Annotated in this window: 23 protein-coding genes and 1 riboswitch; of the genes, 15 read left to right on the forward strand and 8 right to left on the reverse strand. The window is 71.1% G+C overall.

All coding sequences use genetic code 11. From position 1 onward, the window contains the following. Positions 1 to 63 precede the first annotated feature (63 nt). Positions 64 to 1,533 (reverse strand): NCS2 family permease, encoded by a 1,470-nt coding sequence (locus OPF83_RS12570; protein ID WP_264887807.1) that lies wholly within the window; start codon positions 1,531 to 1,533, stop codon positions 64 to 66. A 75-nt stretch (positions 1,534 to 1,608) separates the two neighbouring features. On the opposite strand from OPF83_RS12570, the gene OPF83_RS12575 reads away from it, so the two are divergent. The 5 genes from OPF83_RS12575 (at position 1,609) to OPF83_RS12595 (ending at position 4,146) form a co-directional block, all read left to right on the forward strand. Then, entirely contained in the window at positions 1,609 to 2,136 is a 528-nt protein-coding gene (locus OPF83_RS12575) for a DUF2530 domain-containing protein (RefSeq protein WP_264887808.1), read from the forward strand. A gap of 120 nt (positions 2,137 to 2,256) precedes the next feature. Continuing rightward, positions 2,257 to 2,733 (forward strand): metalloregulator ArsR/SmtB family transcription factor, encoded by a 477-nt coding sequence (locus OPF83_RS12580; RefSeq protein ID WP_309297783.1) that lies wholly within the window; start codon positions 2,257 to 2,259, stop codon positions 2,731 to 2,733. Beyond that, positions 2,730 to 3,236, forward strand: coding sequence for an SRPBCC domain-containing protein (locus OPF83_RS12585; protein ID WP_264887809.1), 507 nt, complete (start codon positions 2,730 to 2,732; stop codon positions 3,234 to 3,236). The genes OPF83_RS12580 and OPF83_RS12585 overlap by 4 nt, the downstream gene beginning before the upstream one ends. A gap of 95 nt (positions 3,237 to 3,331) precedes the next feature. Further along, complete coding sequence (locus OPF83_RS12590; protein ID WP_264887810.1) at positions 3,332 to 3,673, forward strand: helix-turn-helix transcriptional regulator; 342 nt, start codon at positions 3,332 to 3,334, stop codon at positions 3,671 to 3,673. Between the two features lie 26 nt (positions 3,674 to 3,699). Then, entirely contained in the window at positions 3,700 to 4,146 is a 447-nt protein-coding gene (locus tag OPF83_RS12595) for an SRPBCC domain-containing protein (protein WP_264887811.1), read from the forward strand. Between the two features lie 28 nt (positions 4,147 to 4,174). Here the strand turns inward: OPF83_RS12595 and OPF83_RS12600 are convergent, their stop codons facing one another. Then, the gene (locus OPF83_RS12600) at positions 4,175 to 5,191 is read right to left on the reverse strand and encodes a DUF3027 domain-containing protein (RefSeq protein WP_264887812.1); all 1,017 of its coding nucleotides are present in this window, start codon (positions 5,189 to 5,191) and stop codon (positions 4,175 to 4,177) included. A 57-nt stretch (positions 5,192 to 5,248) separates the two neighbouring features. On the opposite strand from OPF83_RS12600, the gene OPF83_RS12605 reads away from it, so the two are divergent. The 3 genes from OPF83_RS12605 (at position 5,249) to OPF83_RS12615 (ending at position 8,211) form a co-directional block, all read left to right on the forward strand. Further along, the gene (locus tag OPF83_RS12605) at positions 5,249 to 6,187 is read left to right on the forward strand and encodes a glutaminyl-peptide cyclotransferase (protein WP_264887813.1); all 939 of its coding nucleotides are present in this window, start codon (positions 5,249 to 5,251) and stop codon (positions 6,185 to 6,187) included. Then, positions 6,180 to 7,595 (forward strand): MFS transporter, encoded by a 1,416-nt coding sequence (locus tag OPF83_RS12610; RefSeq protein ID WP_264887814.1) that lies wholly within the window; start codon positions 6,180 to 6,182, stop codon positions 7,593 to 7,595. Before OPF83_RS12605 ends, OPF83_RS12610 begins: the two co-directional genes overlap by 8 nt. A gap of 106 nt (positions 7,596 to 7,701) precedes the next feature. Then, on the forward strand, positions 7,702 to 8,211 hold the full coding sequence (locus OPF83_RS12615; protein ID WP_264887815.1) for a DUF2771 domain-containing protein: 510 nt from the start codon (positions 7,702 to 7,704) through the stop codon (positions 8,209 to 8,211). 168 nt (positions 8,212 to 8,379) lie between these two features. On the opposite strand, the gene OPF83_RS17430 is transcribed toward OPF83_RS12615, so the two are convergent. Then, complete coding sequence (locus OPF83_RS17430; RefSeq protein WP_309297785.1) at positions 8,380 to 8,787, reverse strand: cold-shock protein; 408 nt, start codon at positions 8,785 to 8,787, stop codon at positions 8,380 to 8,382. Between the two features lie 128 nt (positions 8,788 to 8,915). Here OPF83_RS17430 and OPF83_RS12625 point away from each other — a divergent pair, with 128 nt between their 5' ends. Then, positions 8,916 to 9,218: a hypothetical protein gene (locus OPF83_RS12625; RefSeq protein WP_264887816.1), complete on the forward strand. Its 303-nt coding sequence runs from the start codon at positions 8,916 to 8,918 to the stop codon at positions 9,216 to 9,218. A 183-nt stretch (positions 9,219 to 9,401) separates the two neighbouring features. Further along, positions 9,402 to 9,555: riboswitch (cyclic di-AMP (ydaO/yuaA leader) on the forward strand. A 13-nt stretch (positions 9,556 to 9,568) separates the two neighbouring features. Beyond that, positions 9,569 to 10,192 (forward strand): transglycosylase family protein, encoded by a 624-nt coding sequence (locus OPF83_RS12630; protein ID WP_264887817.1) that lies wholly within the window; start codon positions 9,569 to 9,571, stop codon positions 10,190 to 10,192. Between the two features lie 306 nt (positions 10,193 to 10,498). On the opposite strand, the gene OPF83_RS12635 is transcribed toward OPF83_RS12630, so the two are convergent. Further along, positions 10,499 to 10,696, reverse strand: a complete 198-nt coding sequence (locus OPF83_RS12635; protein WP_375546266.1) for a hypothetical protein — start codon at positions 10,694 to 10,696, stop codon at positions 10,499 to 10,501. Between the two features lie 348 nt (positions 10,697 to 11,044). On the opposite strand from OPF83_RS12635, the gene OPF83_RS12640 reads away from it, so the two are divergent. The 5 genes from OPF83_RS12640 to nirD all read left to right on the forward strand — a co-directional run bounded on the left by OPF83_RS12640 (position 11,045) and on the right by nirD (position 19,993). Then, the gene (locus OPF83_RS12640) at positions 11,045 to 13,666 is read left to right on the forward strand and encodes a helicase-associated domain-containing protein (protein ID WP_264887819.1); all 2,622 of its coding nucleotides are present in this window, start codon (positions 11,045 to 11,047) and stop codon (positions 13,664 to 13,666) included. Between the two features lie 533 nt (positions 13,667 to 14,199). Continuing rightward, on the forward strand, positions 14,200 to 15,867 hold the full coding sequence (locus tag OPF83_RS12645) for a DNA repair helicase XPB (protein WP_264887820.1): 1,668 nt from the start codon (positions 14,200 to 14,202) through the stop codon (positions 15,865 to 15,867). 174 nt (positions 15,868 to 16,041) lie between these two features. After that, entirely contained in the window at positions 16,042 to 16,728 is a 687-nt protein-coding gene (locus OPF83_RS12650) for a DUF3239 domain-containing protein (protein ID WP_264887821.1), read from the forward strand. 147 nt (positions 16,729 to 16,875) lie between these two features. Then, positions 16,876 to 19,440, forward strand: a complete 2,565-nt coding sequence (gene nirB, locus OPF83_RS12655) for a nitrite reductase large subunit NirB (RefSeq protein ID WP_264887822.1) — start codon at positions 16,876 to 16,878, stop codon at positions 19,438 to 19,440. A gap of 79 nt (positions 19,441 to 19,519) precedes the next feature. Beyond that, complete coding sequence (nirD, locus tag OPF83_RS12660) at positions 19,520 to 19,993, forward strand: nitrite reductase small subunit NirD (protein ID WP_309297784.1); 474 nt, start codon at positions 19,520 to 19,522, stop codon at positions 19,991 to 19,993. A gap of 136 nt (positions 19,994 to 20,129) precedes the next feature. On the opposite strand, the gene OPF83_RS12665 is transcribed toward nirD, so the two are convergent. The 4 genes from OPF83_RS12665 to OPF83_RS12680 all read right to left on the reverse strand — a co-directional run bounded on the left by OPF83_RS12665 (position 20,130) and on the right by OPF83_RS12680 (position 26,547). Next, positions 20,130 to 21,320 (reverse strand): uroporphyrinogen-III synthase, encoded by a 1,191-nt coding sequence (locus OPF83_RS12665; RefSeq protein WP_264887823.1) that lies wholly within the window; start codon positions 21,318 to 21,320, stop codon positions 20,130 to 20,132. A 66-nt stretch (positions 21,321 to 21,386) separates the two neighbouring features. After that, positions 21,387 to 22,970, reverse strand: coding sequence for an FAD-dependent oxidoreductase (locus tag OPF83_RS12670; RefSeq protein WP_264887824.1), 1,584 nt, complete (start codon positions 22,968 to 22,970; stop codon positions 21,387 to 21,389). Between the two features lie 29 nt (positions 22,971 to 22,999). After that, the gene (locus OPF83_RS12675; protein WP_264887825.1) at positions 23,000 to 25,117 is read right to left on the reverse strand and encodes a molybdopterin oxidoreductase family protein; all 2,118 of its coding nucleotides are present in this window, start codon (positions 25,115 to 25,117) and stop codon (positions 23,000 to 23,002) included. Next, on the reverse strand, positions 25,114 to 26,547 hold the full coding sequence (locus OPF83_RS12680; RefSeq protein ID WP_264887826.1) for an MFS transporter: 1,434 nt from the start codon (positions 26,545 to 26,547) through the stop codon (positions 25,114 to 25,116). Before OPF83_RS12680 ends, OPF83_RS12675 begins: the two co-directional genes overlap by 4 nt. Positions 26,548 to 26,566: the final 19 nt, after the last annotated feature.

Here is a 26,566-nt window from a genome sequence, read left to right on the forward strand (position 1 = left end):
CGGGTTCGGAGGGTCACGGCGCGAGTCCGGGGGTTCACGTCGCGGGGCTCGTCACTCGACGGATCAGGCCAGCACGTCGGTGATCGGGCCGATCGCGAAGAACACGACGAACGCAATCGCCACGATCCACAGGATCGGGTGCACGGTCTTGGCGCGGCCGGTGGCGGTGGCCATCACGACCCAGGCGATGAACCCGATCCCGATGCCGTTGGCGATCGAGTACGTGAACGGCATGGCGACGATCGTGAGGAACGCCGGCAGCGCCACCGCGAAGTTGGTCAGGTCGATCTGCGTGATCTGCGAGATCATGAGCGCACCGACGATCACCAGCGCGGGCGCTGCGGCCTCGACCGGCACCACCTCGTACAGCGGCGTGAAGAACATGGCGAGCAGGAACAGGCCGCCGGTGACGATGTTCGCCAGGCCGGTGCGGGCACCCTCGGCGATACCGGAGGCCGACTCGAGGAAGACCGTGTTGGACGACGACGACGTCAGACCGCCGGCCACCGCGCCGAAGCCCTCCACGACCAGCGCGGCCTTCATATTGGGCAGGTTGCCCTTGTCGTCCATGAGCTCGGCCTCTTTGCCGAGGCCGGTGAACGTTCCCATGGCGTCGAAGAAGTTGGCCAGCAGCAGGGTGAACACGAACAGGCCGGCGGCCAGCGGGCCAATGCGGGTGAAGGCACCGATCAGGTCGGCCTCGCCGATGAGCGACAGGTTGGGGATGCCGCCGAGCGAATCGGGCAACTGTGGGACGGCCAGGCTCCAGCCGGTGGGGTTGGGCTCGCCGTCGACGAAGGACGGCCCGGCGTTGGCGATCGCCTCGACGATGACGGAGACGATCGCGGTCACCACGATGCCGATGAACAGTCCACCGCGGATCCGGCGGGCGACCAGGATGCCGCAGAGCAGGAGGCCAAAGACAAAGACGAAGGTCGGCCAGGACGCGATCGAGCCGTTGATCCCCAGGCCGACGGGAACGGTGGTGCCGGCGGCGTCCGGGATGCGGCGGACGAAGCCGGAGTCCACCACGCCGACCATGGCGATGAACAGGCCGATGCCTACGGCGATCGCCGCCTTGAGCTCCGGCGGCACGGCGTTGAACACGGCGGTGCGGAATCCGGTGATCGCCAGGATCACGATGATGATGCCCTCGATCACCACCAGGCCCATGGCCTCGGCCCAGGTGACCTGCTGGGCGATGGTCACGGCGACCAGCGAGTTGATGCCCAGGCCGGTCGCGAACGCGAACGGGTAGCGGGCGATCGCCCCGAACGCGATCGTCATGACGCCGGCGGTGAACGCGGTCACGGCGGCGATCTCGACGATCGACAGCTGGTTACCCTCAACGTCGGTCCCGGATCCGAGGATCAGCGGGTTGAGGATGATGATGTAGGCCATCGCGAAGAAGCTGACCAGCCCACCGCGGATCTCGCGGGACACCGACGAGCCCCGCTCGCTGATCTTGAAATAGCGATCGAGCGCACCGATCTGGGCGGGGGGCGTGGAGGCGGCCCCGGCGGTCTGCGTCATCAGACGACCTTCCTGGCGAGGGATGAGGAACCGCTACAGAGTAACCCTGTCCGGGCCTGCGGTAGCGTTTCGGTCATGGAGGACGAGTCGATGCAGCCGCGTGAGCAGCCGCGTGAGCAGCCGCCGCACCGTCCCGAGCAGGCCCTCGGGTCGCTGCGGGGTGAGTCGACGTCGTCGTCGTCACACTCCACCCACCCCGATGACCCGGGTGCGATGCCCCCCGGACGGTCCCCCGACGCGGCGGAGATTTCAGCCCACTCACAGGCACCCGCCGCCACTCCCGGCGCCGCGCCCGACGCGGATCCCACCGCCGATCCCGCCGCCGAGGCCGCCCATCCCGGCACCACCATCGAGCGCGCCGTGCCGCCGATCCCCACCTACCTACTGGACCCGCGGCCCATCGTCCTGATCGGCACGCTCATCTGGACGCTCGCGCTGCTGGGGAACATGCTGTTCTTCGACGGCGACATGCGCACCGTGATCCTGTGCGCGGTCGGCGTGGGCGTGGGCGCCATGGGGACGGCGGTGTACGCGCTGCAGCGGCGGGCCGTGCTCCGCGGCGCGAAGGGTGCCCAGGTCGGCCTGGACTTCGACCAGCCATAGCCCGCCTCGTCAGCTGCTTCGCGCCGGCCCCCGTCGCGGCAACGCCCGTCTGCCCCCTGACCTGCCCCTTCTCACCCACCCCTTGACGCGTAGGAAGTTTCCTACATATCTTTGTCGGCGATGCCACGAAGACTCAAGACCAGCGCGCTCGACGAGGTCTTCGACGCCCTCGCCAATCCCACGCGCCGCGACCTCCTAGACCTCCTCCTCGACCGCGACCGCACGGCCGGCGAGTTGGCCGACGAGTTCGACATGTCCCGCCCCAGCGTCTCCGGGCACCTGCGCGCGCTGCGCGAGGCGGGGCTGGTCGAGGAGCGGGCGGAGGGTCGGCATCGCTACTACCGGGTCTCGGCGGCGCCGATGGCCGGCCTCGTCGACTGGCTCAGCCCCTACGAGCGGTTCTGGCGCGGTCGACTGTCGGCGCTGGGTGACGTCCTGGACGAGATGGACGACGACAACGACAACGACAACGCCTCCCAACCCGGCAGCACTGCCCGCCGCAGCGACATTTCCCCACCCGACACCGACCCCCGCCCCGGCGCCACAAACCACAAACCCAGCACTACCTCCCACCCCGAGAAAGGCTCCCCCGCATGACCAAGAACCACGAGAACACCGACCCGACGAGCACAGATTCGACGAGCACGGCGGACGCAGACGCCCAGGACCCGACGCGCGTCGAGGTGGACCACTTCTACCCACACCCGCCCAGCAAGGTGTGGCGCGCCCTGACCACGCCTGAACTGATGGAGAAGTGGCTGATGCCGACCACCTTCGCGCCCGTCGTGGGCCACCAGTTCACCTTCACCGCCCAGCCCATCGAGGCGACGAACTTCTCCGGGAAGATCGCCTGTGAGGTGCTGGAACTGGTCGACGAGGAGCTGTTGAAGATCAGCTGGACCGACGCCGAGAACCCCGGCGCCACCGACTGGACCGTCAGCTGGACCCTCAAGCCCGAGGGCGCCGGCACCCGGGTGTTCCTGCTCCACGACGGCTTCGATGCCGACGACGAATTCCAGCAACTCTCCCGCAAGTTCATGGGCGGCGGCTGGGCAAACCACATCCCGCGCGCACTCGGCGACGTGCTCGAGGGCATGTAAGACCACCTCACGAAGAATCCGTCGCCTCCAGACCATTGACAGGCGCCGGATTCTGGCGCATATTTAAGCAATCGACTAATTAAGGAGGTATCGAAATGGCCCGGGCCGATGATCCGCTGTCCCGCGTGTTCCAGGCACTCGCCGACCCCGTCCGGCGGGGAATCCTCGAGCGCCTGTCCACGGGCCCGGCGACGGTCGGTCAGCTGGCCGAACCCTTTGAGATCAGCGCGCCGGCGATCTCGCAGCACCTCAAGATCCTCGAGGCCGCGGGGCTCATCGAACGCAGCACGCACGCCCAGTGGCGGATCTGCTCACTGCGTCCCGAGCCCCTGGACGAGGCCACTGCCTGGGTCGAGCGCAATCGCGCCCTCTGGCAGGACCGCTTCGACCGCCTCGACGAGGTGCTCGCCGGACTCCAGCGCGACCGGAACCAGTAACCGTCACCTCACGAGAAGGAGCCATCATGTCCACCCCGCAATTCACCATCACCCGCACCTTCGACGCCCCACGAGACCTGCTCTGGCAGGCCTGGACCGACCCGACGATGGCCGCAAAGTGGTGGCACCCGCACGAGGTCGTGGTGCCCGAGGAGTCCGTGGAGATCGACCTCAAGGTCGGAGGCCGCTACGCCTACCTGATGATCGACCCCACCGGCGGACGCTGGCCCACCGCCGGCGAATACCTGGAGATCGACGAACCGTCACGCCTGCGCTTCACCTGGGGTTCGCCCGACGACGAGCCCGACGCGATGCCCGTCATCACCGTCGACCTGGCCGAGACCCCGGACGGCAAAACGGAGATGACGTTCCACCTGCTCGGACTCGACGCCGACCCGGATGCCGAGCACGGGGTGTTCGGCGGCTGGACCGAGGCGTTCGAGGTCCTCGACGAGGTGCTCGCCGCCAGCTGAGAACGGCAGGCCCGCAGGCCGAGGCCCGTCAGGCGTCCTGGTCGGGCTGCTCGGCCGCCGGGGCCTCGGCGCTCTCCGCAGCCGGGGTTTCGGTGGCCGGAGCTTCCGTAGCTGGGGCCTCCGCGGCAGCGGCCTCGGCGCTCTCCGCGGCCGGGGTTTCCGTCGCCGGGGCTTCTCCAGCCTCGGCCTCGGCGCGCGCCTTGGCGGCGGCCCGGAGCTGCTGCGGGAGCACCACCACGTCCACGGCGGAGTCGTCGTACGCCTCCGGGATCTCCGACGCGGTGGACTTGGGCGCCTCGACCGAGGAATGCGCGCCGCAGCCGTACTGCAGGTGCACCACCTGGCCATCGGCCGAATACTCGTTGGCGCACACCCCGAACATCCTGCTCAGCTGGCCCTCCAGCGGAAGGAGGAAACCGCAGGTGTGGCAATTGTGCTTTGCACTGCGGGCGATCTCGGAATCCGGACCACGCTCGGCCGCCCACCGCTGCGCCGCCATCGCCCGGCCCTCCGGGCTCAGGTGCTGCTCCCGGCCGAGGCCAATGGGACCGGTCAGCTCGTCGAGGCGATCATCTCCGGTGAGGGTGTGACCGGGGACGAGCCTCTCGTCGTCGTCGGACGGGGGTAGCAGATCCCCCGCCCCCAGGTCACCGGCACGGACACGCTTCTCCCACGGCACCCACTCGGGCGCGACCAGCGCCTCGTCGCCGGGAAGCAGCGCGATCTCGTCGACTGTGAGCTCGCCGCCCGGCACCAATGCCAGGACACAGGCCCAGTACCACCCGCGGTACCCGGTCAGATCGGCGACGAAACGATGCGTGGTGGTGAAATCCTCCTCCACGACGGAGCCGAGGTACTCCCCCACACCGCTGCCCGCGAACTCCGCGATCGCCCGGCGGGCCACCTCGGAACCTTGCGCCAACTGCTCCCGCAGCGCGGCATCGAAGCCCGACTCGACGCCCTCGCCTGCGACGGCGGACGCCTGGCCAGCGCCCTGAGCGCCCGCCTGCTGATCCGTGCCTACCTCGGTGTTCACCCCTCCCATTATGCGCATCCGAGGACCAAGGTCACGTTCCGACCCGTTGTGCGGCATTCTGTGCACATGCGCGCAGCCCTCCGACCCGTCGCCCCGCTCGTCCTCTCAGTGACGCTGCTGGGCTCCCTCGCCGCCTGCTCACAGGGCGACCCCTCGGGCGGGACACCCGCCGCGACGGAAGGCGACACGGCCCTCGCGTCGTCGTCGATGCCCGCCGGATCCTCAGGCACCGGATCCTCGGGCACGGGGTCCTCCGGCACCGAGTCCTCCGGCACCGGGGACGGCGGCGTCACGGTCGGCCCCGACGAGCCGCAGCCGGCCCGCGGCACCGTCGACGTGGTCCGCGAACTCCCGCACGACCCCTCCCTGTTCACCCAGGGACTCCAGGTGGTCGACGACCAGATCTACGAATCCACCGGCCAGTACGGCCAGTCCCAGGTCCAACGCCGCCCACTCGCCGGCGGCGAGCCCACCGTCTCCGTCCCGATGGCCGACGACGAGTTCGGCGAGGGCCTGGCCGTCACCGACGACACCGTCTGGACCCTCACCTGGCGCAAGCAGGTCGCCCACGACCGCGACCCGCAGACCCTCGAGGTCCGCCGCGAAGTGCCCTACGAGGGCGAGGGCTGGGGCCTGTGCCACGACGGCGCACGCCTGGTCATGAGCGACGGCTCCGACACCCTCACCTTCCGCGACCCCGCCACCTTTGAGCCCACCGGCACCGTCGCCGTGACCGCCGGCGGCACCCCCGTCCAGCGACTCAACGAGCTCGAGTGCGTGAACGGCGCCGTCCTGGCGAACGTGTGGATGACCGACGAGATCGTGCGCATCGACCCCGCCACCGGCGCCGTGACCGCGATCTACGACGCCTCCGCGCTGCAGCAGCCGCGCCCCGCCAACCCTGACGCGGTGCTCAACGGGATCGCCGCCCTGCCCGGCTCGGAGAACGTGCTGCTGACCGGGAAGCTGTGGCCGACGATGTACGAGGTGCGGCTCGTTGGCTGACGCCACCGGCAATCACACCGACCCGCAGGCAGGAGCGTCGCCGGCGGGTGGTCCCTCACCCGCTCCCGGCCCCGGCCGCCGCGCCTCTGCCGCCGTGCGCCGCGGCGCGCGGCGCGTGTTCCACGCCGACGGCGCCGACCGCTCCGGCCTCGCGCCCCTGAGCTACGCCACCGTCGCCAACTTCGCCTGCGACGCGATCCTCGCCGTGGCCCTGGCCAACACCCTGTTCTTCTCCGCCGCCACCGCCGAGTCCCGCGGCAAGGTCGCCCTCTACCTCCTGGTGACCGTCGCGCCGTTCGCGCTCATCGCCCCGGTGATCGGACCCGCGCTCGACCGCCTGCGCAGCGGCCGCCGCCTCACCGTCTCCCTCACCTTCTCCGCACGCGCCGTGCTGGCGGTGATCCTCGCGCTGAACTTCGACTCGTGGCTCCTCTATCCCCTGGCGCTGGCGATGCTCGTGCTGTCCAAGACGTTTGGCGTGGTCAAGGCGTCCATCACGCCACACGTCCTGCCGCCGGCGCTGGACCTCGTGCGCACCAACTCGCGGCTGACGATCCTCGGGCACGTGTGCGGCAGCGTCGTGGCCGGCGCGCTCGCCGCGGGCGTAGCCTGGCTCTGGGATTCCCATGCCGCGCTGTGGCTGCTCGCCGCGGTGGCGCTCGTGGCCGCGTACGTCGCCATGACCATCCCCGCGCACGCCGAGGCGTCCGCCGACGAGGAGTCCGCCACCCTGCGGATCCAGCGCGGCTCCGGTCGTGCCGTCGCCCGCGGCCTCAAGGCCGTCCTCACCCGCCCGCTCGGCCGCACCGTCCTTGCCACGTTGTGGGCGGAGTCGATGATCCGGTTCATGACCGGCTTCCTCACCCTCTTCCTGGCGTTCGTGGCCAAGGCGCAGGAGAACGCGTCGGCGATCGAACAGGCCGGGCTGCTGGCGATCGCGGGCGCGGCCGGCGGCATCGGCACGTTCGTCGGCAACGCCGTGGGCGCGCGCACCGAACTCGGCCGCCCGTCCCGCATCGCCACCTATGCCGCCGGCGCGTCCCTGTCGACCGCGATCGTCGCCGCGTTCCTCGGCACCATCTGGGCGGCCGCCGCGTTCGCGCTCATCGCCGCGATCGCCAGCGCGCTCGGCAAGGTCGCGCTCGACTCGTCCATCCAGACCGACATCCCCGACGCCGCCCGCTCCTCCGCCTTCGGCCGCTCCGAGACCGCGCTGCAGCTCGCGTGGGTGTTCGGCGGCGCGCTCGGCGTGCTGCTGCCGCCCGACTTCACCGTCGGCTTCTCGGTGGTCGCGGTCGTCGGCGCGCTCATGTTCGCCCAGTCCCTGCTCACCGCGCGCGGAACGACGCTCGTCCCCGGCCTGGGCGGGAACCGGCCGCGGTTCCCCGGCGGGAGCGCGGGGCAGTAGCGCTGGGCGCGCGCCGCGCCGTGGTACCGGGGCGCGCGGCCGTCCCCGGCGGCTGCGCCGATCCCCCATTTAGGGACGACGACGACGAGCGCGGCACAATGAAGCCGTGAGCTCCCGCAACGAATCCGAGTCGACCACCCCCCGCGTCCGCCCCGTCACGTGGGCAATCCTGGCGTGGATGCTCATCATGATCGCCGCCATCCTCGGCGCGTGGCAGGGATCGGAATCGCGGTTCGGCGCACTGCCGAAGATCACAGTGGCCTCCGACAGGGACTCCGTCTCGGCACTGCCCTTCACCGCCACCGACCTCGACGGCAACTCCTTCACCAACCCGGTCCCCGAGTTCACGGTCACCAGCGAGCACACCCTGACCGTCCGGCTCTCACCCGAGCTGGTCGAGTCCACGCTGAACGTCTTCGAGGTCCGCTCCGGCGGCACGAGCGAGTACACGGTCGAGGCGGGCAGCAAGAACCAGCTGCTGATCCCCGTGACGACCGAGGAGCAGGGACGCATCGAGGGCCTGGCCGTCCGCTCGGTGCCGCTCGTCCTCGACGCACAGGGCGAGACGTCGATCCTCAACGGCGAGTGGTCGGTGGCGTTCGTCTACGAGGACTGATCGCCTCCTCGCTCTGACCGACGCCCGCCGCTCCTCTACCCGGCCCCCGCACAAACACCTCGGCCGGCCGTCCCAATTCAGGGATCGGCCGGCCGAGTGTTGTGACCGTGGTGGTCGGGATCAAGCAGTTCGGGTCAAGCAGTTCGGGTCTAGCTGTCCAGTTCGGGTCTAGCTGTCCAGTTCGCGCGCGACGGCACGGAGCACCGAGGCGACGCGTCCGGCGATCTTGGTATCAGGACGACGACCACGACGCAGCTCAGGCTGGACGGTCGACTCGAGCACCTTGATCATGTCCTCCACCATGCCGTGGAGCTCATCGGCCGAGCGGCGGGGGCCACTGCGCGGGGTGCGCTCCTCCGCGGTGGGAGCGGCGGGCTCGTTGTGCACCACCACTCGCAGGGCCTGCGGACCGCGACGACCGGAGACCATGTCGAATTCCACGCGCTGGCGCGGTTTGAGGGTCTCGACGCCCGCCGGCAACGCATCGGCGCGTACGTAGACGTCCTCCCCGCCCTCCTGGGACAGGAAGCCGAATCCCTTTTCCGCGTCGTACCACTTGACCTTGCCGCTGGGCACCGCGATCCACCTCTCGACCGGGGCGCGTCCTCGCGCCTCCACGACCTGTTCTGAAGCCTCGACAATACCTGTGAGCACGAGATCGTCCGCGTTGGTACCCGCTCCGTCCGGGGCGGTACCCTCGCCCTGTGACCTCCGACGATCAGCGAGATGACAGCAGCCTCGACCCCTGGGCCCCCGCCGCGGACGCACAGACTCCCGCCGGGGCCCCGCCGGCGCAGGCCCGGCCTCGCCGACGCGGACTGTTTATCACGGCGATCGTGATCTTCGTGATCGGCGTCGTCTTCACGATCATCGCCGCCGCAGCCCCGTTCATCCTCGGGCGGGACGCTCCCACGATCCTGTACCTGGCCGCGATGCTGTCCACGCCGGTCGGATTCCTTCTGGGCCTGCTGTACGCGATCCTGGGGTCCCGCCCGCCCAAGGTGTGACTGATCCCACGACCTGTGCGATTTCCCAGGTAACAGCCAGATAACGACTTGGCGTTGCTTATTGTGCGACCTGGTTTTATTTCGGAATGGTGACGATCCGGCATCGAACCGCTACTCTTTGCTGCAGACTCGTCAGCGAGTTGGCATCGGACGCATAACCGAACTCCGCCCTGCGGCCGATGCAACCAAGAAACCAATTCCGGGCGGAGACGGGGGACCCGACAGGGCCCACCACGGGCCCGGCGGCCGGAAGGTCGCCTTGGGGTGAAGCCGCCTGGTGCGGCCGGACACACTCGTCCGAACCCGACAGCTCACCTCGTAGGCACTGAGTGAAAAGGACTGACGCGTACATGACCTCGTACACCGGACGCCACCGCGCCGCCACCACCACCTCTGCGTCGAAGACCGCCGTCAAGGCCGTCATCGCGGGTACCGCCTTCTCGGCCGCCGGCCTGGCCTTCGCCCCGGCCGCCAGCGCCGCCCCGGATTCCGACTGGGATCGTCTCGCGCAGTGTGAGTCGGGTGGCAACTGGGCCATCAACACCGGCAACGGCTACCAGGGTGGCCTGCAGTTCTCGCCGAGCACCTGGGCCGCCTACGGTGGCACCCAGTACGCGCCGACCGCCAACCAGGCCACGCGTGAGCAGCAGATCGCGATCGCCGAGAAGACCCTCGCCGGCCAGGGCTGGGGCGCATGGCCCGCCTGCTCGGCCAAGCTCGGCCTGAACTCGGCGCCGACCCCGCGCGACCTGAGCAACCCGGAGCCCGCCCCGGCCCCGATCGCCCAGGAGACCCCGACTGAGGAGGCCGCCTCGGCTGCCGACCACGCTGCTGCGCTGCACGCCTACGCCGAGGCCCGTGGCGTCGTCCTGCCGATCCTACCCTCCTACGAGGCCAACCAGGACGCGGTTGACGCTGCCTACGCTGCCAACCAGCAGCTCGTCGACGACTTCTTCGCGACCCACGTCAACTGATCACCCGGTTGACGACTCGCATCGGCCGCTGACCGGCCGACCGCACAGTCGCCCACGACACGACCCCGGACCTCTCGCCTCACGGCGGGAACCGGGGTTGTCTCGCATTTGAGCGGTGGCCTCCGCTCAGCCGCAACCACGCACCCGCGCCTCCGCCGTCGCGTGGCGCCGTCACCTCCGCGCATTCGCTCCCACACCGTCGCTCCGGCGCTGTCACCTCCGCGCATTCGCTCCCGCGCGCACGAGAAAGGGCCGCCACTCCCTTATCGGAAGTGACGGCCCTGCCTGCTAAAGGTCGGCGCCGCGTCAGGCCTTGACGGTCTTGTTGACCCTGGTCACCGGGTGGATGTACCCCAGTCGCTCCTGCGGGAGCGGGAAGCGCTCCTCGCCGAACGGCGAAAGTCCACCCGCGACCAGCGCGGCGAGTTCGGTCACCGGGTGCTCGCCGAACGAGGCGTCGGGCCATCCCGGGTTGTCATAGGTCAGTTTCTTCTTGGCAGCCACGCTTCGCATTGTCTCACCTCGCGCGGGTTTAGTCAGCAACTGGGTCGATTACCTGCACCAGTGCTCACCCCTGCCTCGCGCCGCTCCCCCGCAAAGCCTCGCGCCGCTCCCCCGCAAAGCCCGGCGCTGCTCCTCCGCAAAGCCCGGCGCTGCTCCTCCGCCACACCCGGACCGCCAGCCCCTGCGTTTGGTAGACATCTGCTGCGAGAATCTGCAAATTCTCGCAATTATCGTCGACCAAACGTCGCTGGACCTCGCACCCGCCGACGAACCCGCACCTGCGCATCCGCACCCACGCATCGGCACCCGACGCACGCGCGCGCCGACGTCATTAGGCTGGGACGGATCATGTCGACCTCCCGCGCCACGTCCCGCCCCAGCGCCGGCGATCCGGGCTTCCCCGCCTGGCTCGCGGGACTGTCCGACGACGCCCTCGTCCGCCTGTGCACCCTCCGCCCCGACGTCGCCACACCCGCCCCGGCCACGCTCGACGTCCTGGCCTCGCGCCTGCGTCTGCCGGCGTCCACGGCGCGGGCGTTGGGCACGCTGACCTGGCCCGAACTGCTCGTGCTCGCCGCAGCCGCCGCGGTGGGCGCCGATTCCGGGGCCGTCCCGGTGGGTGCGCTCGCGGGACGCCTCGAGGTCGACGACGACGAGCCCGCCTTCCACTCCGCCCTCACCCGACTCCGGGATCTCGCTCTGCTCTGGGGCGATACCGATCATGTCCGGATGGTTCCGGTCACCGCGTCGGCCATCGCGACGGCACCGGTGGTGGCGCCTCATCCGGGCGAACCCGCGGGGCCGACGCTCGAGAAGGCGTGGGCCGGACTGTCCGCACCGGCGTCGGGGATCCTCGAGGCGATCGCCCGTGGCCGGTCACCGGTAGGTGCGCTGGGTGCCGACGCGTCGGAGTCCGTCCGCTCCGCTGCCCGGGAGTTGGCCGACGCCGGGTTGGCCGAGGTCGTCTCCACCAACACCGCCTCCACCAACACCGCCTCCCCCAACACCGCCTCCGCAGGCACCTCCAGCAACGCCTCAACCGGCGCCTCCAGCGCCAACGCCTCCACCGGCGAGTCCGTAGTCCCGCGCGCTCACGCCCTCGACCGCGCCCGCCACGGAGCCCGCGCGGCAGGCTCCACGCTCCTGCACCTCCCCACCTGGGCTGAGGCCACCGCATCCAGCGGCAGCACACGCGGCGCCAACGCAAGCAAGGCCTCCGGGGGTACCGCAAGCAAAGCCGCCGGCGGCTCGGCGAGCAAGACCAGCGGGTCCGCCACCAGCGCGGACGCGTCGGGAGGCGTCGCCGCGCTCGATCTGCTGCACCGCTGCGACGCCGTCCTCACCGCCCTGTCCACGGTCCCCTTGGCCACGCTCAAGGCCGGCGGCGTCGGCGTGCGCGAGATGCGTCGCCTCGCCAAGGCCTCCGACCTCGACCCGGACGAACTCCCCCTCCTGCTCGAGGTGCTCGCCGCCGCCGGGCTCATCGCCGTGGGCGACACCGACGTCGCCGACATCGCCTACGACTCCGTCTGGGCCCCCACCGAAGCAGCCGACATTTGGTCCGCCCGCGAACCCGCCCGACGCTGGGCCGAACTCGTCCTCGCCTGGTGGCAGATGCCCCGAGCGCCCTGGCGAGTGGGCGCCGAACTCGAGGGCGGTGGCACCGTCCCCGTCCTAGGCGACCCGATCGGCCCGCCCCCGACCACCGAACGCACCCGCGTCCTGGGCGCACTCGCCGCGCTCGACCCCGCGGCCGAGCCCGGTGACGCAAAGCTGAACGAAGCAGTCCGCTGGTTCTCCCCCCTCTGGTTCTCGCGCGCAGGTGCCACGCCCGTGACCGAAACGGTGGCGGAGGCACGCAGGATGGGCCTCGTCGTCGTCACCACCGCGACAAGCGCCGCCAGGCTTTTGGCCGGCAGCACCGGTTCCCCGCTCGGCGGTGTGGCTCCAGGCGCGGGCGTCGGTGGTGTGGCTCCAGGCGCGGGCGTCGGCAGTGGGGCTCCTGGCGCGGGCGTCGGGACCGAGGACACCGGCCCCACGGTCGAGGACCTCGAGCCGATCCTCGCGGCCGCGCTCCCCGAGGCGGTCTCCGAGGTGATCGTCCAGGCCGACCTCACGATCCTCGCGCCCGGACCGCTCGTGCCCGACCTCGCCGCCGAATTCGCGCTGCTCGCCGACGTCGAATCAGCCGGCGCCGCCACCACCTACCGCGTCACCGAGACCTCGCTCCGTCGCGCCCTCGACGCCGGACGCACCGCCTCCGGACTCCGCGACCTGCTCGCCCGCACCTCGATCACGCCGGTGCCGCAGTCGCTGGACTACCTCGTCGAGGACGTCGCGCGGCGGCACGGCAGGCTGCGCGTGGGGACGGCGATGTCGTTCCTCCGCTGCGATGACCCCTCGCTCATCGCCCAGGTCCTCGGCTCCCCCGCCGCCGACAGTTGCGCGCTGCGAATGGTCGCGCCCACCGTGCTCATCTCGCAGGCCCGGCCCCTCGACCTGGTCGAAGCCCTGCGCGAGGACGGCTACGCGCCCGTCGTGGAGGACACTTCCGGCTCGGTGGTCGCGCTGACCAGGCCCGTCGCCCGCGTCCAGCCGAGCCCGACCCGACGCACCCCGCGCATCCCCGCCCGTGTGCCCGGACCGGCCGACCTGCGCGCCGCCGTGACGGCCATGCGCGCCAACGACCGCGTGCGCTCGGCCCGCAGCGGCGGCTCCGGCTCCGGCTCCGACGGCGCGGGTGCGTACACCGGAGAGGCCGCTATCGCCCGCCTGCACGAGGCCGCCTCCACCGGCACCGCCGTGACCGTGTCGGTGGTCGACGCCCAGGGCCGCTCGACGGTGCGACTGGTGGTGCCCGCCTCCGTCGGTGGGGGCCGGATCGAGGGCATCGAGCCCGACACGGCCGAGGCCGTCACGCTGCCGCTGCACCGGGTGATCTCCGTGGCAGACGTCGACCCGACGCGCTGAGCGTGAGCCTGCGGCCGTCGCCAGCGGGGCGCGGCTGCTCTGTGCGGCTGCGTGGCTGCGTGGCTGCGTGGCTGCGCGCGGTGAATCGCGGTGGCGCTAAGCCGGTGCGCGCGGTGAATCGCGGCCGTAGACCGGGAACCCGCAGCCCCGCCGGCGACGCAGCTGCGGGAAATGCCCGTCCAACCCGACGACGCCCATCCGATTCGTCTAAACCCATGGAGTTCCATAGGCGTAGGCGAATTGGATAGGCGTCGTGGGGTCCGGTTGGCGTCGTGAGGTCCGATTGGCGGCGTGGGGTCCGATTGGCGGCGTGGGGTCCGATAGGCGGCGCTGGGTCCGGTTGGCGTCGGGAGGTTGGGCGGGTCATCTGCGGGTCGAAGCGGCGGCTGCTCAGGGCTGGCCCGAGCGCAGGCCCCCAAGTGCTGGCCAGAGGCCCGACACGATGCCCGACCCGACGCGGCCCGCGATTTCCAGGACAATGGACAAGTCGGGCCTCGGCTGGCCCGGCGGATGCGTTTTCAAGGAGGCCAGTTGTGAGTGGTGGACCGCTTATCGTCCAGTCCGACAAGACAGTGCTGCTGGAGATCGACCACGACCAGGCCGACGACGCCCGCCAGGCACTGGCCCCGTTCGCCGAACTCGAACGCGCCCCCGAGCACGTGCACACCTACCGCATCACCCCGCTCGCCCTGTGGAACGCGCGCGCCGCCGGCCACGACGCCGAGCAGGTCGTCGACGTGCTGATCACCTACTCCCGGTTCCCGGTTCCGCAGCCGCTGCTGGTCGATATCGCCGAGACCATGGACCGCTACGGCCGGCTCCAGCTGGTCAAGAGCCCCGTCCACGGCCTGACCCTGGTCTCGCTCGACCCCGCGGTGCTGGCCGAGGTCAAGCGCCACAAGAAGATCAAGCCCATGCTCGGTGCCGACATCGACGCGGACACCGTGGTGGTGCACCCCTCCGAGCGCGGCCGCCTCAAGCAGGAACTGCTCAAGGTGGGCTGGCCCGCCGACGACGTGGCCGGATACGTCGACGGCGAGGCCCACGAGATCGCGCTGTCCACCGAGCAGGAGGAGTGGGAGCTGCGCGACTACCAGCAGATGGCCGCCGACTCCTTCTGGGCCGGCGGATCCGGCGTGGTGGTGCTCCCCTGTGGCGCCGGCAAGACCATGGTCGGTGCCGCCGCGATGGCCAAGGCCAAAGCCACCACCCTCATCCTGGTGACCAACACCGTCGCCGGGCGGCAGTGGAAGCGTGAGCTGCTGGCCCGCACGTCGCTCACCGAGGACGAGATTGGCGAATACTCCGGCGAGCGCAAAGAGATCCGCCCGGTCACCATCGCCACCTATCAGGTGATCACCCGCAAGACCAAGGGTGTGCACCGCGCGCTGGAGCTCTTCGACTCCCGCGACTGGGGACTGATGATCTACGACGAGGTGCATCTTCTGCCCGCGCCCGTGTTCCGGATGACGGCGGATCTGCAGAGTCGTCGTCGTCTCGGTCTCACGGCGACCCTCGTCCGCGAGGACGGGCGCGAGGGCGACGTGTTCTCCCTCATCGGCCCCAAGCGGTACGACGCGCCGTGGAAGGACATCGAGGCACAGGGCTGGATCGCGCCCGCCGAATGCGTCGAGGTGCGCGTGACGCTCACCGAGAACGAGCGGATGATGTACGCGACCGCGGAGAACGAGGACAAGTACAAGCTGTGCTCGACCGCCCGCACCAAGATCCCCGTGGTCAAGAAGATCCTCGCCAGCCACGAGGGCGCTCCGACGCTGGTGATCGGCGCCTACCTCGACCAGCTCGAAGAACTCGGCGACGAGCTCGACGCGCCCGTCATCCAGGGCTCCACCAGCAACAAGGAGCGCGAGAAGCTGTTCGACGCGTTCCGCAACGGTGAGATCTCCACCCTCGTGGTGTCCAAGGTGGCGAACTTCTCGATCGACCTGCCCGAGGCCAGCGTCGCCGTGCAGGTCTCCGGCACCTTCGGCTCGCGGCAGGAGGAGGCGCAGCGGCTCGGTCGGCTGCTGCGCCCCAAGTCCGACGGCGGGCAGGCGCACTTCTACTCGGTGGTCTCGCGCGACACCCTCGACGCCGAGTACGCCGCCCACCGCCAGCGGTTCCTCGCCGAGCAGGGCTACGCGTACCGGATCGTGGACGCCGACGACATCCTCGGCCCGGAGATCCCCGAGGTGGGCTAGTTCCCCCGAGGTGGCCAGGTCCCCCAGGGTGGGCTAAACCCCGAGGAGGGCTAATTCCCCCGAGGTGGTCTGAGGCGGCATGGGGCGCCGGTGCAGGCCACGCGGCATGACTCTCGTGCCCCACCGACGACGGCCACGCGCGGGGTGTCGTATCCGCCTGGGATACTGGTGCCCATGGCCGCCGATCGCACCCCCCGCGCACCGCACGAGCAGTACCGACTCACCGACATCCCCGTGGATGACGCGTGGGTCCGCAAGCACAACGAGAATCTCTTCGAGGTCCGCCGGCTCCAGTGGTCGGCCGCGATCCTCGGCGTGGTGGTCCTGGCTGCCGGCGTCGCGACCGTGGTGCTCTCCGGCATGGCTTCGTGGGGCTGGATCGTCGGCGCCATGGCCGCGCTCTTCGCACTGGGTTCTCTGGCGATGATCGTCTATATCCCGCGCAAGATGGGCTCGATGCAGGAGAGTTACGCGACGTCCGAACTCGTCCCGGCGATCATCGCCGACGTCCGGCCGCGCGGCCTGACCCTGCTCGCGCTGGTCGACCGGGCCGTCGACCGCCGGGCCGGCAGTCTGCCCGCGCTGACCGTCCGGAGCTGCGAGAAGCTCGAGGGTCACGACGTGAAGGTCGGCGAACGCGTGCCCTGCGTGGCCGTGGTGGGCAATCGCAGCGCCCGCAGCACGGACAACACCTACCACTTCATCTCGCCGATGCCCGTCGCCTGGGCCACCTCCGACAAGGCCGTCCTGCGGCGGGTGGAGAAGGAGATCCCCACCGGCGAATGGGAGAAGCTCCGGCAGAACATGGACCGCTACGACGAGGTCGCGGCGCTTCCAACCAACGTGCTCGACCTGGACTGAGCATCCGGAGTCGGCCGCCGCCCACGCGCCTGCACACGCCCCCGGCCGCGGTGTGAAATGAACGTCACAGACCCGTGATCCACCGCCACAGAGCCGCAACACGGTCTTCCTAGCCTGATCCGCATAGGCCAGAAGGAGGACCCTCAAATGAGTGAGCACATCGTCGTCGTCGGACACGGGATGGTCTCCCACCGTTTCGTCTCCACCCTCGGCTCGCGGTACGCAGGCGCCGACGTCACCGTCACGGTGATCGGCGAGGAGGCCGATCCCGCCTACGACCGGGTAGGCCTCTCGGCCTACGTCGGCACGTGGGAGCGGCCGTCCCTCCACCTCGAGGACGCCCGCCACACCGCCGACCCGCGCGTCACCGTCCGCTCGGGCCTGAGCGTCACGGCGATCGATCGCGGCGCGCGCACCGTCACGCTCGGCTCCGGTGAGCAGCTCACATACGACACACTGGTCCTGGCCACCGGCTCATACGCCTTCGTGCCGCCCGTTCCCGGCCACGACCTGCCCGGATGCCACGTCTACCGCACGCTCGACGATCTGGACGCCCTCCGCGCCGACGCCGACCGCGCGGGCGAGGGCGCCCACGGCGTGGTGATCGGCGGCGGACTGCTCGGCCTCGAGGCCGCTAACGCACTCAGCGAGCTCGGCCTGCGGCCGCACGTGGTAGAGCGTAACGACCGGCTCATGCCCGCCCAGGTCGACGGCCGCGGCGGGGCCCTGCTGTGCGACCTCATCGGCGACCGCGAGATCGACGTGCACCTGGGTGTGGTGAGCACCGTGATCGAGCCGGGTGACGCCGGCGTGCGAGTGTCCCTGACCGGAGCCGACGACGACAACGAGCCCGCCACCACCGTCATTGACGCAGCCCTCGTCGTGTTCTCCGTCGGCATCCGCCCCCGCGACGACCTCGCCCGGGACGCCGGACTCGAGGTGGCCGAGCGCGGAGGCGTCCTCGTGGACCGGCGCTGCCTCACCTCGGACCCGCACATCTACGCGATCGGCGAGTGCGCCGCGATCGAGGGCACCTGCTACGGACTCGTCGGGCCGGGCTACGCCACCGCCGAGGTCGCGGCCGCCCGCATCGCGAGTGCCCTCGACGCCGACTCCACCGACGAGGGCCCCGAGTTCACCGGTGCCGACCTCGCCACCAAGCTCAAACTGCTGGGTGTCGACGTGGCCAGCTTCGGCGACGCCCACGCAGCCACTCCGGACTGCCTCGAGGTGGTGGTGGACGATCCGATCGCACGGACCTACTCCAAGCTCGTCATGAGCCCCGACTCCCAGACCCTGCTCGGCGGGGTGTTCGTGGGAGACGCGGGACCTTATCAGCTGCTCAAGCCACTGCTGGGGCGGACGTTGCCGTCGTCGTCGCCCCTGTCCCTACTCACCCCCGCCACCGCCGGCGGTGACGTGGGCGTCGGCGTGGAGTCGCTCCCCGACGACGCGCAGATCTGCTCGTGCAACGCGGTGAGCAAGGGCGACCTGCGCGAGGCGATCTGCGGCGGCGCCTGCGACCTGGCCGCGCTCAAGGGCTGCACCCGCGCCGGGACCTCGTGCGGATCGTGCCTGCCGCTGATGAAGCAGGTGCTCGAGGCCGAGGGGATCGAGCAGTCCACCGCCCTGTGCGAGCACTTCGAGCAGTCGAGGGCGGAGTTGTTCGAGGTGGTGACCGTGACCGGCATCCGCTCGTTCGCCGAGCTGATCCGCCGCTTCGGCACCGGATCCGGCTGCGAGATCTGCAAGCCGACCGTCGCCTCGATCCTCGCCTCGACCAGCTCCGAGCACGTCCTCGACGGCGAGCAGGCCTCTCTCCAGGACACCAACGACCACTTCCTCGCCAACATTCAGAAGAACGGCACCTACTCGGTGGTTCCGCGGATGCCTGGCGGCGAGGTGACGGCCGAGCAGCTCATCGTGATCGGCGAGATCGCCCGCGAGCACGACCTGTACGTCAAGGTCACCGGCGGTCAGCGCATCGACCTGTTCGGCGCGCGCGTCGACGATCTGCCCGTGATCTGGCGGCGGCTCGTGGACGCCGGCATGGAATCCGGTCACGCCTACGGCAAGTCGCTGCGCACGGTCAAGAGCTGCGTCGGCACCTCGTGGTGTCGCTACGGCCAGCAGGACTCCGTCGGCATGGCCGTGATCCTCGAGAACCGCTACCGCGGACTGCGGGCGCCGCACAAGATCAAGATGGGCGTCTCCGGCTGCGCCCGCGAATGCGCCGAGGCCCGCGGCAAGGACGTGGGCGTGATCGCCACCGAGACCGGCTGGAACCTTTACATCGGTGGTAACGGCGGCGCCACGCCCCGGCACGCCACCCTGCTCGCCGGGGATCTGACCGACGACCAGCTGATCCGATACATCGACCGGACCGTGATGTTCTACATCCGTACCGCCGACCGACTCCAGCGGATCGCGCCGTGGCTCGAGGGGCTCGACGGTGGCATCGACCACCTCCGGGACGTCGTGTGTTCCGACTCCCTCGGACTGGCCGCCGAACTCGAGGGCCGCATGGAAGCGCACGTCGCCGGCTACGTAGACGAGTGGTCCGCGGTGCTCGACGACCCCGACAAGCTCGCGCGCTTCGTCTCGTTCGTCAACGCGCCCGGCTCGCCGGACCCGACCGTGCAGTTCGAGGAGCGCGACGGCCGCAAGGTGCCCGTCCTGCTCGGCTCGCCCGCGATGCCGGCGCGGGTCTGACCTCCCGATCCATCCGCTTCCCGATCTATCCGCTCACCGTTTCATCCACCTTCCGTTCCATCCCCGAAGGAGAACCGTCATGACCTCGACACTGAACCCCACCACTGACCTCGACTCGGCGCGCCGCGCCTCGACGTCCGGGACTTCGGCGCCCCTGGGCACCTCGCACCGGTCCTCGGCGCCCCGAACCTCGACCTTCCGCGGCGAGATCCCCGTCTGCCCAGTGGAATCGCTCATCGGCGGCCGCGGCGTCGCCGCACTGCTCCCGGACGGCCGGCAGGTCGCGGTGTACCTGATCGACGGCACCGTCTACGCCGTCTGCAATATCGACCCCGTCGCCCGCGCCGCCGTCATGAGCCGCGGCCTGGTCGGCGACCGCTCCGGCGTCCCCGCGGTCATCTCCCCCATCGGCAAGCAGGCGTACTCGCTCGCCGACGGACGAGGCATCGATGATCCCGAGCACGGGGTCTCCGTGTTCCCGGCCCGCGTCGCCGCGGACGGCACGGTGCTCGTCGCGACCGAGGCCGCGATCCGTCACACCCTCGCGGCCTGAGACCTGGCAGTCGCCTGAGACCCGGCCGTCGTCCTGATCGACGGCCCTCCGCCGGCCCGGCTCAACCCCGCCGGAGCCGAAGAGCAGAGGACCAGCGCACTCCCGCACAGGGTGCGCTGGTCCTCTGCTGATGTCGTCAGATGTTGAGGCGGTATCCGCGCTTGATGACGGTCGAGACCAGGTCGGGCACGCCGAGTGCGCGGCGCAGTCTGCCCACCGCGGTCTCCACGGCGTGCGGGTCCGACCCGTCACCGGGAAGCGCGGCCAGGAGGTCGGACCGGCTGATGCACGCCCCGGGGCGCCTGGACAATTCACGCAGCAACGCGACCTGCGCGGGAGAGAGATCGACCAACTCGCCGTCGAGCAAGACGGACGCTGCGCAGACCGTGAGGTCGTGCCCCGCGATCCGGATCGGGGCGGTCCTGGCCGCGATCTCGTCGGTGGTGTGCCGCATGAGGGACCCGAGCCGCATCCGGTCGGGAGCGGTGAACGGCACATCCAGCTCGGCGAGCGGGGCCGCTGTCACCGGTCCGACGCACAACGTGGCCACCGGGCCGCGCAACGCCTCGAGCAGGTCGTCGTACACGCCGATCGCCCCGGCCCGCTCGAGCACCGCGCTGATCGCCGGCGCCGCGGTGAACGTCACGCCGTCCACTCCCCCGCGCGCGATGGTGCGCACCAGGTCGTCCAGTGCGTCGAGGTCCTCGGGCAGTTCCCAGCGGTAGACCGGCACCTCGATCACCTCGGCACCCGCCTCCCGCAGGCCGTCGAGCAGGAATCGCATCGGATTCCAGTTCGACCCGGACCCCTGCACCTGGACGCAGACCGTCTGACCGGCGACGCCGCGGTCGAGCAGCATCTCCAGCAACTCCGGGCTGGCCTCACTGGCGGCGGAAGCGAACTCTCGCAGGCCGGCGGCCCGGATCGCGCCCGTGGTCTTGGGTCCGCGCGAATAGATCGGGACCCGCGCCATGAGTCCCACCAGATCCTCCGCCAGGCCCCATTCCTCGCAGACCTGCAGCCACCAGCGCATCCCGGCGGCGGTGCTCAGGACCATGATGTCGGCGGGCGTGGACAGCGCGCGCTCGGTGGCCTCCCGGACGATCGAGTCCTCGGCGATGGGGATCATCCGCATCGCGGGTGCGTGGAGCACGGTCGCGCCGCGGCGCTCGAGGAGCGTGCGCTGCTCGGAGGCGCGGCGCGCGGCGGTCACGGCGATCGTCCGACCGAGCAACGGCTGCGCGCCGGCCTGATCGCCGGCCGGATCGCCAGACGCTTCAGCGGCGGGTCGGCCGGGCTCGGATGCGGGGTCCTCTACGTCGGTCACGCCCCCATCATGGCCCACCTGTGTTTCCGCCGTGTTTCACCCGCCTGGCAGGCATGTTGCCCGCCCTCAACTGGCGTCGCGGAGCCAGCCGCAGATCCCCTCGACCGCCGACGCGCACCCGCCGCACCCGGTCCCCGCGCGCGTCCGCTCGGCCAGCCCTGCCTGATCCCGCGCGCCGTCACCCCACGCCGCGACGAGGTCCGATTTGCTCACCCCGTTGCATCGGCACACCACGGCCGCGGCCGGCATGGTCGCCGGCGTAGCTGCCGAGACCGCCTCGGCCCGACCGAGAATCACCGAGACCACGTCGTCGGGCACGGGCAGGGCACTCTCGTACAGCTGGGTCAGCGTGCCGACCGGCTCAGGATGCCCCACCAGCACCGCGCCCACGACCTTCCCGCCCGCCACGTCGACGCGGGCGTAGCGGCCGCGGGCGGGTTCGCTGATCGTGGTGGACTCCACGCGGCAGCAGTCGCACTCGGCCGCGCGGCCAGCGCCCACTCCGCCAACGTCGCCGCCCGCCAGCTCCCCCAACGCCAACTCGCCCAGCGCCACCACGTCGAGCCCGAACGCCTTGAGCCTGGTCACCTGCGTCGCGCCCACATACCGCGCACCGGGATCGTCGCCGGTCAGCCGCGCGGCCAGCACGGTCGCCTGCTCCCACGCGGGGGCCACCACCCCGCCGACGCTGCCCCGGTGTTCGGCGCAGTCGCCTATCGCGCTGATCGCGGGATCGCTGGTCGCGAGCTCGTCGTCGACCACGATGCCGTCGCCCACCTCCAGGCCGGCGTCCCGCGCGAGGTCGGTACGAGCCGCCTGTCCGGCGGTCAGAACGACTGTGGAGGCGACAACGACGTCGTCGTCATCCAGTACCAACCCGCGCCCATCCCACACGGTGGCGCGCACACGCGTTCTCACCCGGATGCCGAGCGCGGCGAGCGCGCGGACCAGCACGGCGCCGGCACCCGCGTCGAGGACGCTGTTCATGGGCCGGTCACGCGGATGGACGACGGTGACCTCGCGGCCCGCCGCGGCCAGTGCGCAGGCGACCTCGAGGCCGATGAACCCGCCGCCCACCACCGCGACCGGACCGGGCGTCGCGGCGAGATGCGCGGTGAGGGCACGGCCGTCGGCGGCGTCGCGGAGGGTGAAGGCGCCCGGGGCGAGGGCTGCGCCGTCCGGACCCACGCTCTCCGCACGCTCCACCCGGATCCCGGCGATCGGCGGAATCCTCGGTTGCGCGCCGGTCGCCAGCACCAGGTGGTCGTAGGCAATGCGCGATCCGTCGGCCAGCATCACCTCCCGCGAAGCCCGGTCAATGGCGATGACCTGCGCGGACGTGCGTAGCTCCACGGCGCTGCGCTCCCACCAGCCGGTCGGCTTGAGCCGCGCGACAGCGGACATCGCCGCTCCGCCCGCCGTGGCACCGCCCGCGTTCGCACCGCCCTCCGCCACCGCGTGCGAGAGCATGATCCGGTTGTACGGCTCGTCGGGCTCGGCGCCGAGGACGGTCACTTCGAGCGCCGCCGAGTCGGGCTGCCCGGCCCGCAACTCCTCGGCCAGACGCGCGGCCGCCATGCCCGCGCCGACGATCACCACGCGCCGCGGCGCCCCAGGCCGAGCCGCACCGGCGGCACTCGCATCGGCCACGGGCCCGGCCACCGTCAACCGCCCCCGAATCACAGCGCCTCGATCCGGACGGCACACACCTTGAACTCGGGCATCCTGCTCACCGGGTCCAGCTCGGGCAGCGTCATGATGTTCGCCCGCCCAGTCCCGCCGAAGTGGAACGGCAGAAAGACGGTGTCGGTGCGCATGTCCTCGTCGAGTCGGACGGCCACCTCTACGGCGCCGCGGCGGGAGACGACGCGGGCGGCGTCGCCGTCGTCGAGCCCGGCCCCGGCCGCCACGACCGGATGCACCTGTACCCACGCCCGCGGCTCGGCGGCGACTAGCTCGGGCACCCGCCGGGTCTGCGCCCCGGACTGGTAGTGCGAGAGCACGCGACCGGTCGTGCCGTACAGCGGGAACGCCGCGTCGGGGGCTTCGGCGGGCGGCCGGACGGCGGCCACGGCGAACCGCGCGCGCCCGTCCTCGGTGGCGAACCGCTCGGTGAACAGCCGCGGCGTCCCGTCCGGCGAGTCGGCCCCGCATGGCCAGTGCAGCGCCTCGCCCGCATCGAGCCGGTCCCACGAGATCGCGGAGTAGTCGGCCTTCCCGCCGGCGGAGGCGCGGGCCAGCTCGTCGAACACCACGCGCGGGTCGACCGGGAACCGCTCCGGTCCGCGATCGAGCCGCCGCGCCAGCTCGCGCCAGATCCACAGTTCGTCGCGCGCGCCGTCGGGCGGGGTCACGGACCGGCGGCGCCGCAGCAGCCTCCCCTCGAGGCTGGTGAGCGTGCCCTCCTCCTCGGCCCACTGCGGCACGGGCAGGACCACGTCGGCCAGCGCCGCGGTCTCCGAGAGCACAAAGTCCGACACCACGAGCATGTCCAGCGCGCCGAGCCGCTCGCGGACCCGGCCCGAGTCCGGAGCGGACACCACCGGGTTGGAGGCGTGCAGCAGCATCGCCGACGGTCCACCTTCCCGCCCCAGCGAGTCCAGCAGTTCGAACGCCGACACGCCCGCGCCCGGGAGCTCCTCCGGCTCGACGCCCCACACGGAGGCGACGTGCGCGCGGGCCGCCGGATCGGCGATGGACCGGTAACCGGGGAGCTGGTCGGCCTTCTGCCCGTGTTCGCGCCCGCCCTGCCCGTTGCCCTGGCCGGTGAGGGTGCCGTATCCGGCGCGGGGCCGGCCCGGCAGGCCGAGTGCGAGCGCCAGTGCGATGGCCGCGCCCACCACGTCGGATCCGTCCGCGTGTTGTTCCGCGCCGCGGGCGGTGAGGACGTAGGCGCCGGCGTCGGCGTCGCGCGCGTCGGCCAGCAGCGCCACGGCGCGTTCGAGCTGCGCCACCGACACGCCGGTCACCCGTTCGGTGCGTTCGGGGAGCCACGCCGCCGCGTGGCCCCACGCCTCGTCGAAACCGGTGGTGCGCGCCGCGATGTAGGTGGTGTCGAGTCTCCCTGCGACGACGACGAGGTGCAGCAGCCCCAGCAGCAGTGCCGCGTCCGTGCCGGGTCGCAAGCGCAGGTGCACGCCGCCGCCGTCGAGTGCGCGCCGCGCTGTGGCGGTGAGCCGGGGATCGGCCACCACCAGCCCGCCGGCGTCCGCGGCGGTGGCGAGGTGCTGGAGGAACGGCGGCATGGTGTCGGCGGGGTTGGCGCCGATCAGCAGGACCGCCCGAGCCGAGGACAGGTCGGAGACCGGGAACGGGAGGCCGCGGTCCACGCCGAAGCTACGGTTTGCGGCCGCGGCGGCGCTCGACATGCACCAGCGGCCGTTGTAATCGATCAGCCGACTGCCCAGCGCGAGCCGGGTGAACTTCCCCAGCTGGTACGCCTTCTCGTTGGTCAGCCCTCCCCCGCCGAACACGGCCACCCCGTCGGGCCCGCCCGTCGCCTGGGCCCGCCTGATCCCCGCGGCGACATGGTCCAGCGCGGTGTCCCAGCTGCACGGCTCGAGCCGGCCCTCGCCGCCGACCCGGAGCAGCGGGGTCTCCAGGCGGCCCGGATGGTCGAGCAGCTGCGCAGAGGTCCAACCTTTACGGCACAGCCCGCCGCGGTTGGTGGGGAACCACACCGGCTCCACGTACGAGCCGCCGTCGGCCTCGGTGACGGTCATCGCGCACTGCAGCGCGCAGTACGGGCAGTGGGTGTGCTCGGCAGGCGTGCCCTGCACTTCCGCGATCGCCGTCATCGACTCACCGCCGGTTCGTCTCCGGTGACCGCGGACCCGGACGACGTTGTCGTCGTCGTCATCACCGACACCTCACCCACCCCGGGCCGGCGCAGGTACACCACCCGGGTGACCAGCGCGGCGATCATGTAGAACACCGCGAACACCACGAACGCCGTGGTGGCCGACCCCGACGCCTGGTACGAACCGCGCAGCGTCATGTTGATCGCGAACCCGCCCAGCGCACCTACCGCGCCGGCGACCCCGATCAACGCACCGGCGTGCGACCGCGACCACGCGGCCCGCTCGGACTCGCCCAGCCCGAGGCCGCGGCTGCGCGCCTCGAACACCGCCGGGATCATCGTGTACACCGAGGCGTTGCCCATCCCGGTCAGCGCGAACAGCGTCAGGAACGCGGCGAAGAACAGGACCAGACCGCCGCCCGACAGGGTGCCGTCGCCGCCCGACTGCAGCGTCGAGGTGTAGACCAGCGCCAGGGTGGTCACGGCCATCGCGCAGAACGTCCAGAACGTCACACGCGATCCGCCGACCCTGTCCGACAGCCGGCCGCCGCCCATGCGCGTGAGCGAACCGAGCAGCGGCCCGAGGAAGGTCAGCTGCGCGGCGTGCAGTGCGGCCTCACCCGGCGATTGCCCGTTCGCGAGGAAGGTCATCGTGAGCATCTGGCCAAAGGCGAAGCTGAAGCCGATGAACGAGCCGAAGGTACCGATGTAGAGGAGTGAGAGCACCCAGCCGTCCTTGTCGCGCGCGACGTCCTTCATGGACTGCACGTCGACCGGCTGGTGCGACAGGTTGTCCATCCGCAGCGCCGCGCCGATACCCGCGACCGCCAGCAGCACCAGGTAGAGGCCGATCACCCAGTGCGGCGACCGGTTGCCGGCCAGCGCGATCACGATTAGCCCCACCACCTGGATCGTCGCCACGCCCAGGTTGCCGCCGCCCGCGTTGAGGCCCAACGCCCAGCCCTTCTGACGCTGCGGGAAGAAGGCGTTGATGTTGGTCATCGAGGAGGCGAAGTTGGCGCCGCCCAGGCCCGCGATCGCGCCGGCCGCCAGGTACATCCACAGCGGCTGGCCCGGGTTGGCCATGATCCACAGCATCGCCGTGGCCGGGATGAGCAGCACGAACGCCGAGAACATGGTCCAGTTGCGGCCACCGAACACCGCCGTGGCCAGTGTGTACGGGACGCGCAGGACCGCACCGGTGAGGGTGACCACCGCGGAGACGAGGAACTTGTCCGGCGCGTCCAGCCCGTACACCTCCTCCGGCATGAACAGCACCAGCACGGCGAACAGCGTCCAGACGGAGAACCCCACGTGCTCGGCGAACACCGACCACCGCAGGTTCCGCATCGCGATCCGCCGGCCGCCCGCATCCCACTGCGCGGTGTCCTCCGGATTCCAGTTCTCGATTGTCTGTGATCGCGTCATGTCCCAGACCCTCCCGCTC

This window comes from Dietzia sp. NCCP-2495 (assembly GCF_026011735.1).
Classification (GTDB): domain Bacteria; phylum Actinomycetota; class Actinomycetes; order Mycobacteriales; family Mycobacteriaceae; genus Dietzia.

Excerpts from the sequence above, each read along its gene's own strand:
- OPF83_RS12570 (WP_264887807.1), bottom strand. The coding sequence starts at position 1,533 with ATGACGCAGACCGCCGGGGCCGCCTCCACGCCCCCCGCCCAGATCGGT.
- OPF83_RS12575 (WP_264887808.1), top strand. The coding sequence starts at position 1,609 with ATGGAGGACGAGTCGATGCAGCCGCGTGAGCAGCCGCGTGAGCAGCCG.
- OPF83_RS12580 (WP_309297783.1), top strand. The coding sequence starts at position 2,257 with ATGCCACGAAGACTCAAGACCAGCGCGCTCGACGAGGTCTTCGACGCC.
- OPF83_RS12585 (WP_264887809.1), top strand. The coding sequence starts at position 2,730 with ATGACCAAGAACCACGAGAACACCGACCCGACGAGCACAGATTCGACG.
- OPF83_RS12590 (WP_264887810.1), top strand. The coding sequence starts at position 3,332 with ATGGCCCGGGCCGATGATCCGCTGTCCCGCGTGTTCCAGGCACTCGCC.
- OPF83_RS12595 (WP_264887811.1), top strand. The coding sequence starts at position 3,700 with ATGTCCACCCCGCAATTCACCATCACCCGCACCTTCGACGCCCCACGA.
- OPF83_RS12600 (WP_264887812.1), bottom strand. The coding sequence starts at position 5,191 with ATGGGAGGGGTGAACACCGAGGTAGGCACGGATCAGCAGGCGGGCGCT.
- OPF83_RS12605 (WP_264887813.1), top strand. The coding sequence starts at position 5,249 with ATGCGCGCAGCCCTCCGACCCGTCGCCCCGCTCGTCCTCTCAGTGACG.
- OPF83_RS12630 (WP_264887817.1), top strand. The coding sequence starts at position 9,569 with ATGACCTCGTACACCGGACGCCACCGCGCCGCCACCACCACCTCTGCG.
- OPF83_RS12640 (WP_264887819.1), top strand. The coding sequence starts at position 11,045 with ATGTCGACCTCCCGCGCCACGTCCCGCCCCAGCGCCGGCGATCCGGGC.
- OPF83_RS12650 (WP_264887821.1), top strand. The coding sequence starts at position 16,042 with ATGGCCGCCGATCGCACCCCCCGCGCACCGCACGAGCAGTACCGACTC.
- nirB (WP_264887822.1), top strand. The coding sequence starts at position 16,876 with ATGAGTGAGCACATCGTCGTCGTCGGACACGGGATGGTCTCCCACCGT.
- nirD (WP_309297784.1), top strand. The coding sequence starts at position 19,520 with ATGACCTCGACACTGAACCCCACCACTGACCTCGACTCGGCGCGCCGC.
- OPF83_RS12675 (WP_264887825.1), bottom strand. The coding sequence starts at position 25,117 with ATGACGGCGATCGCGGAAGTGCAGGGCACGCCTGCCGAGCACACCCAC.
- OPF83_RS12680 (WP_264887826.1), bottom strand. The coding sequence starts at position 26,547 with ATGACGCGATCACAGACAATCGAGAACTGGAATCCGGAGGACACCGCG.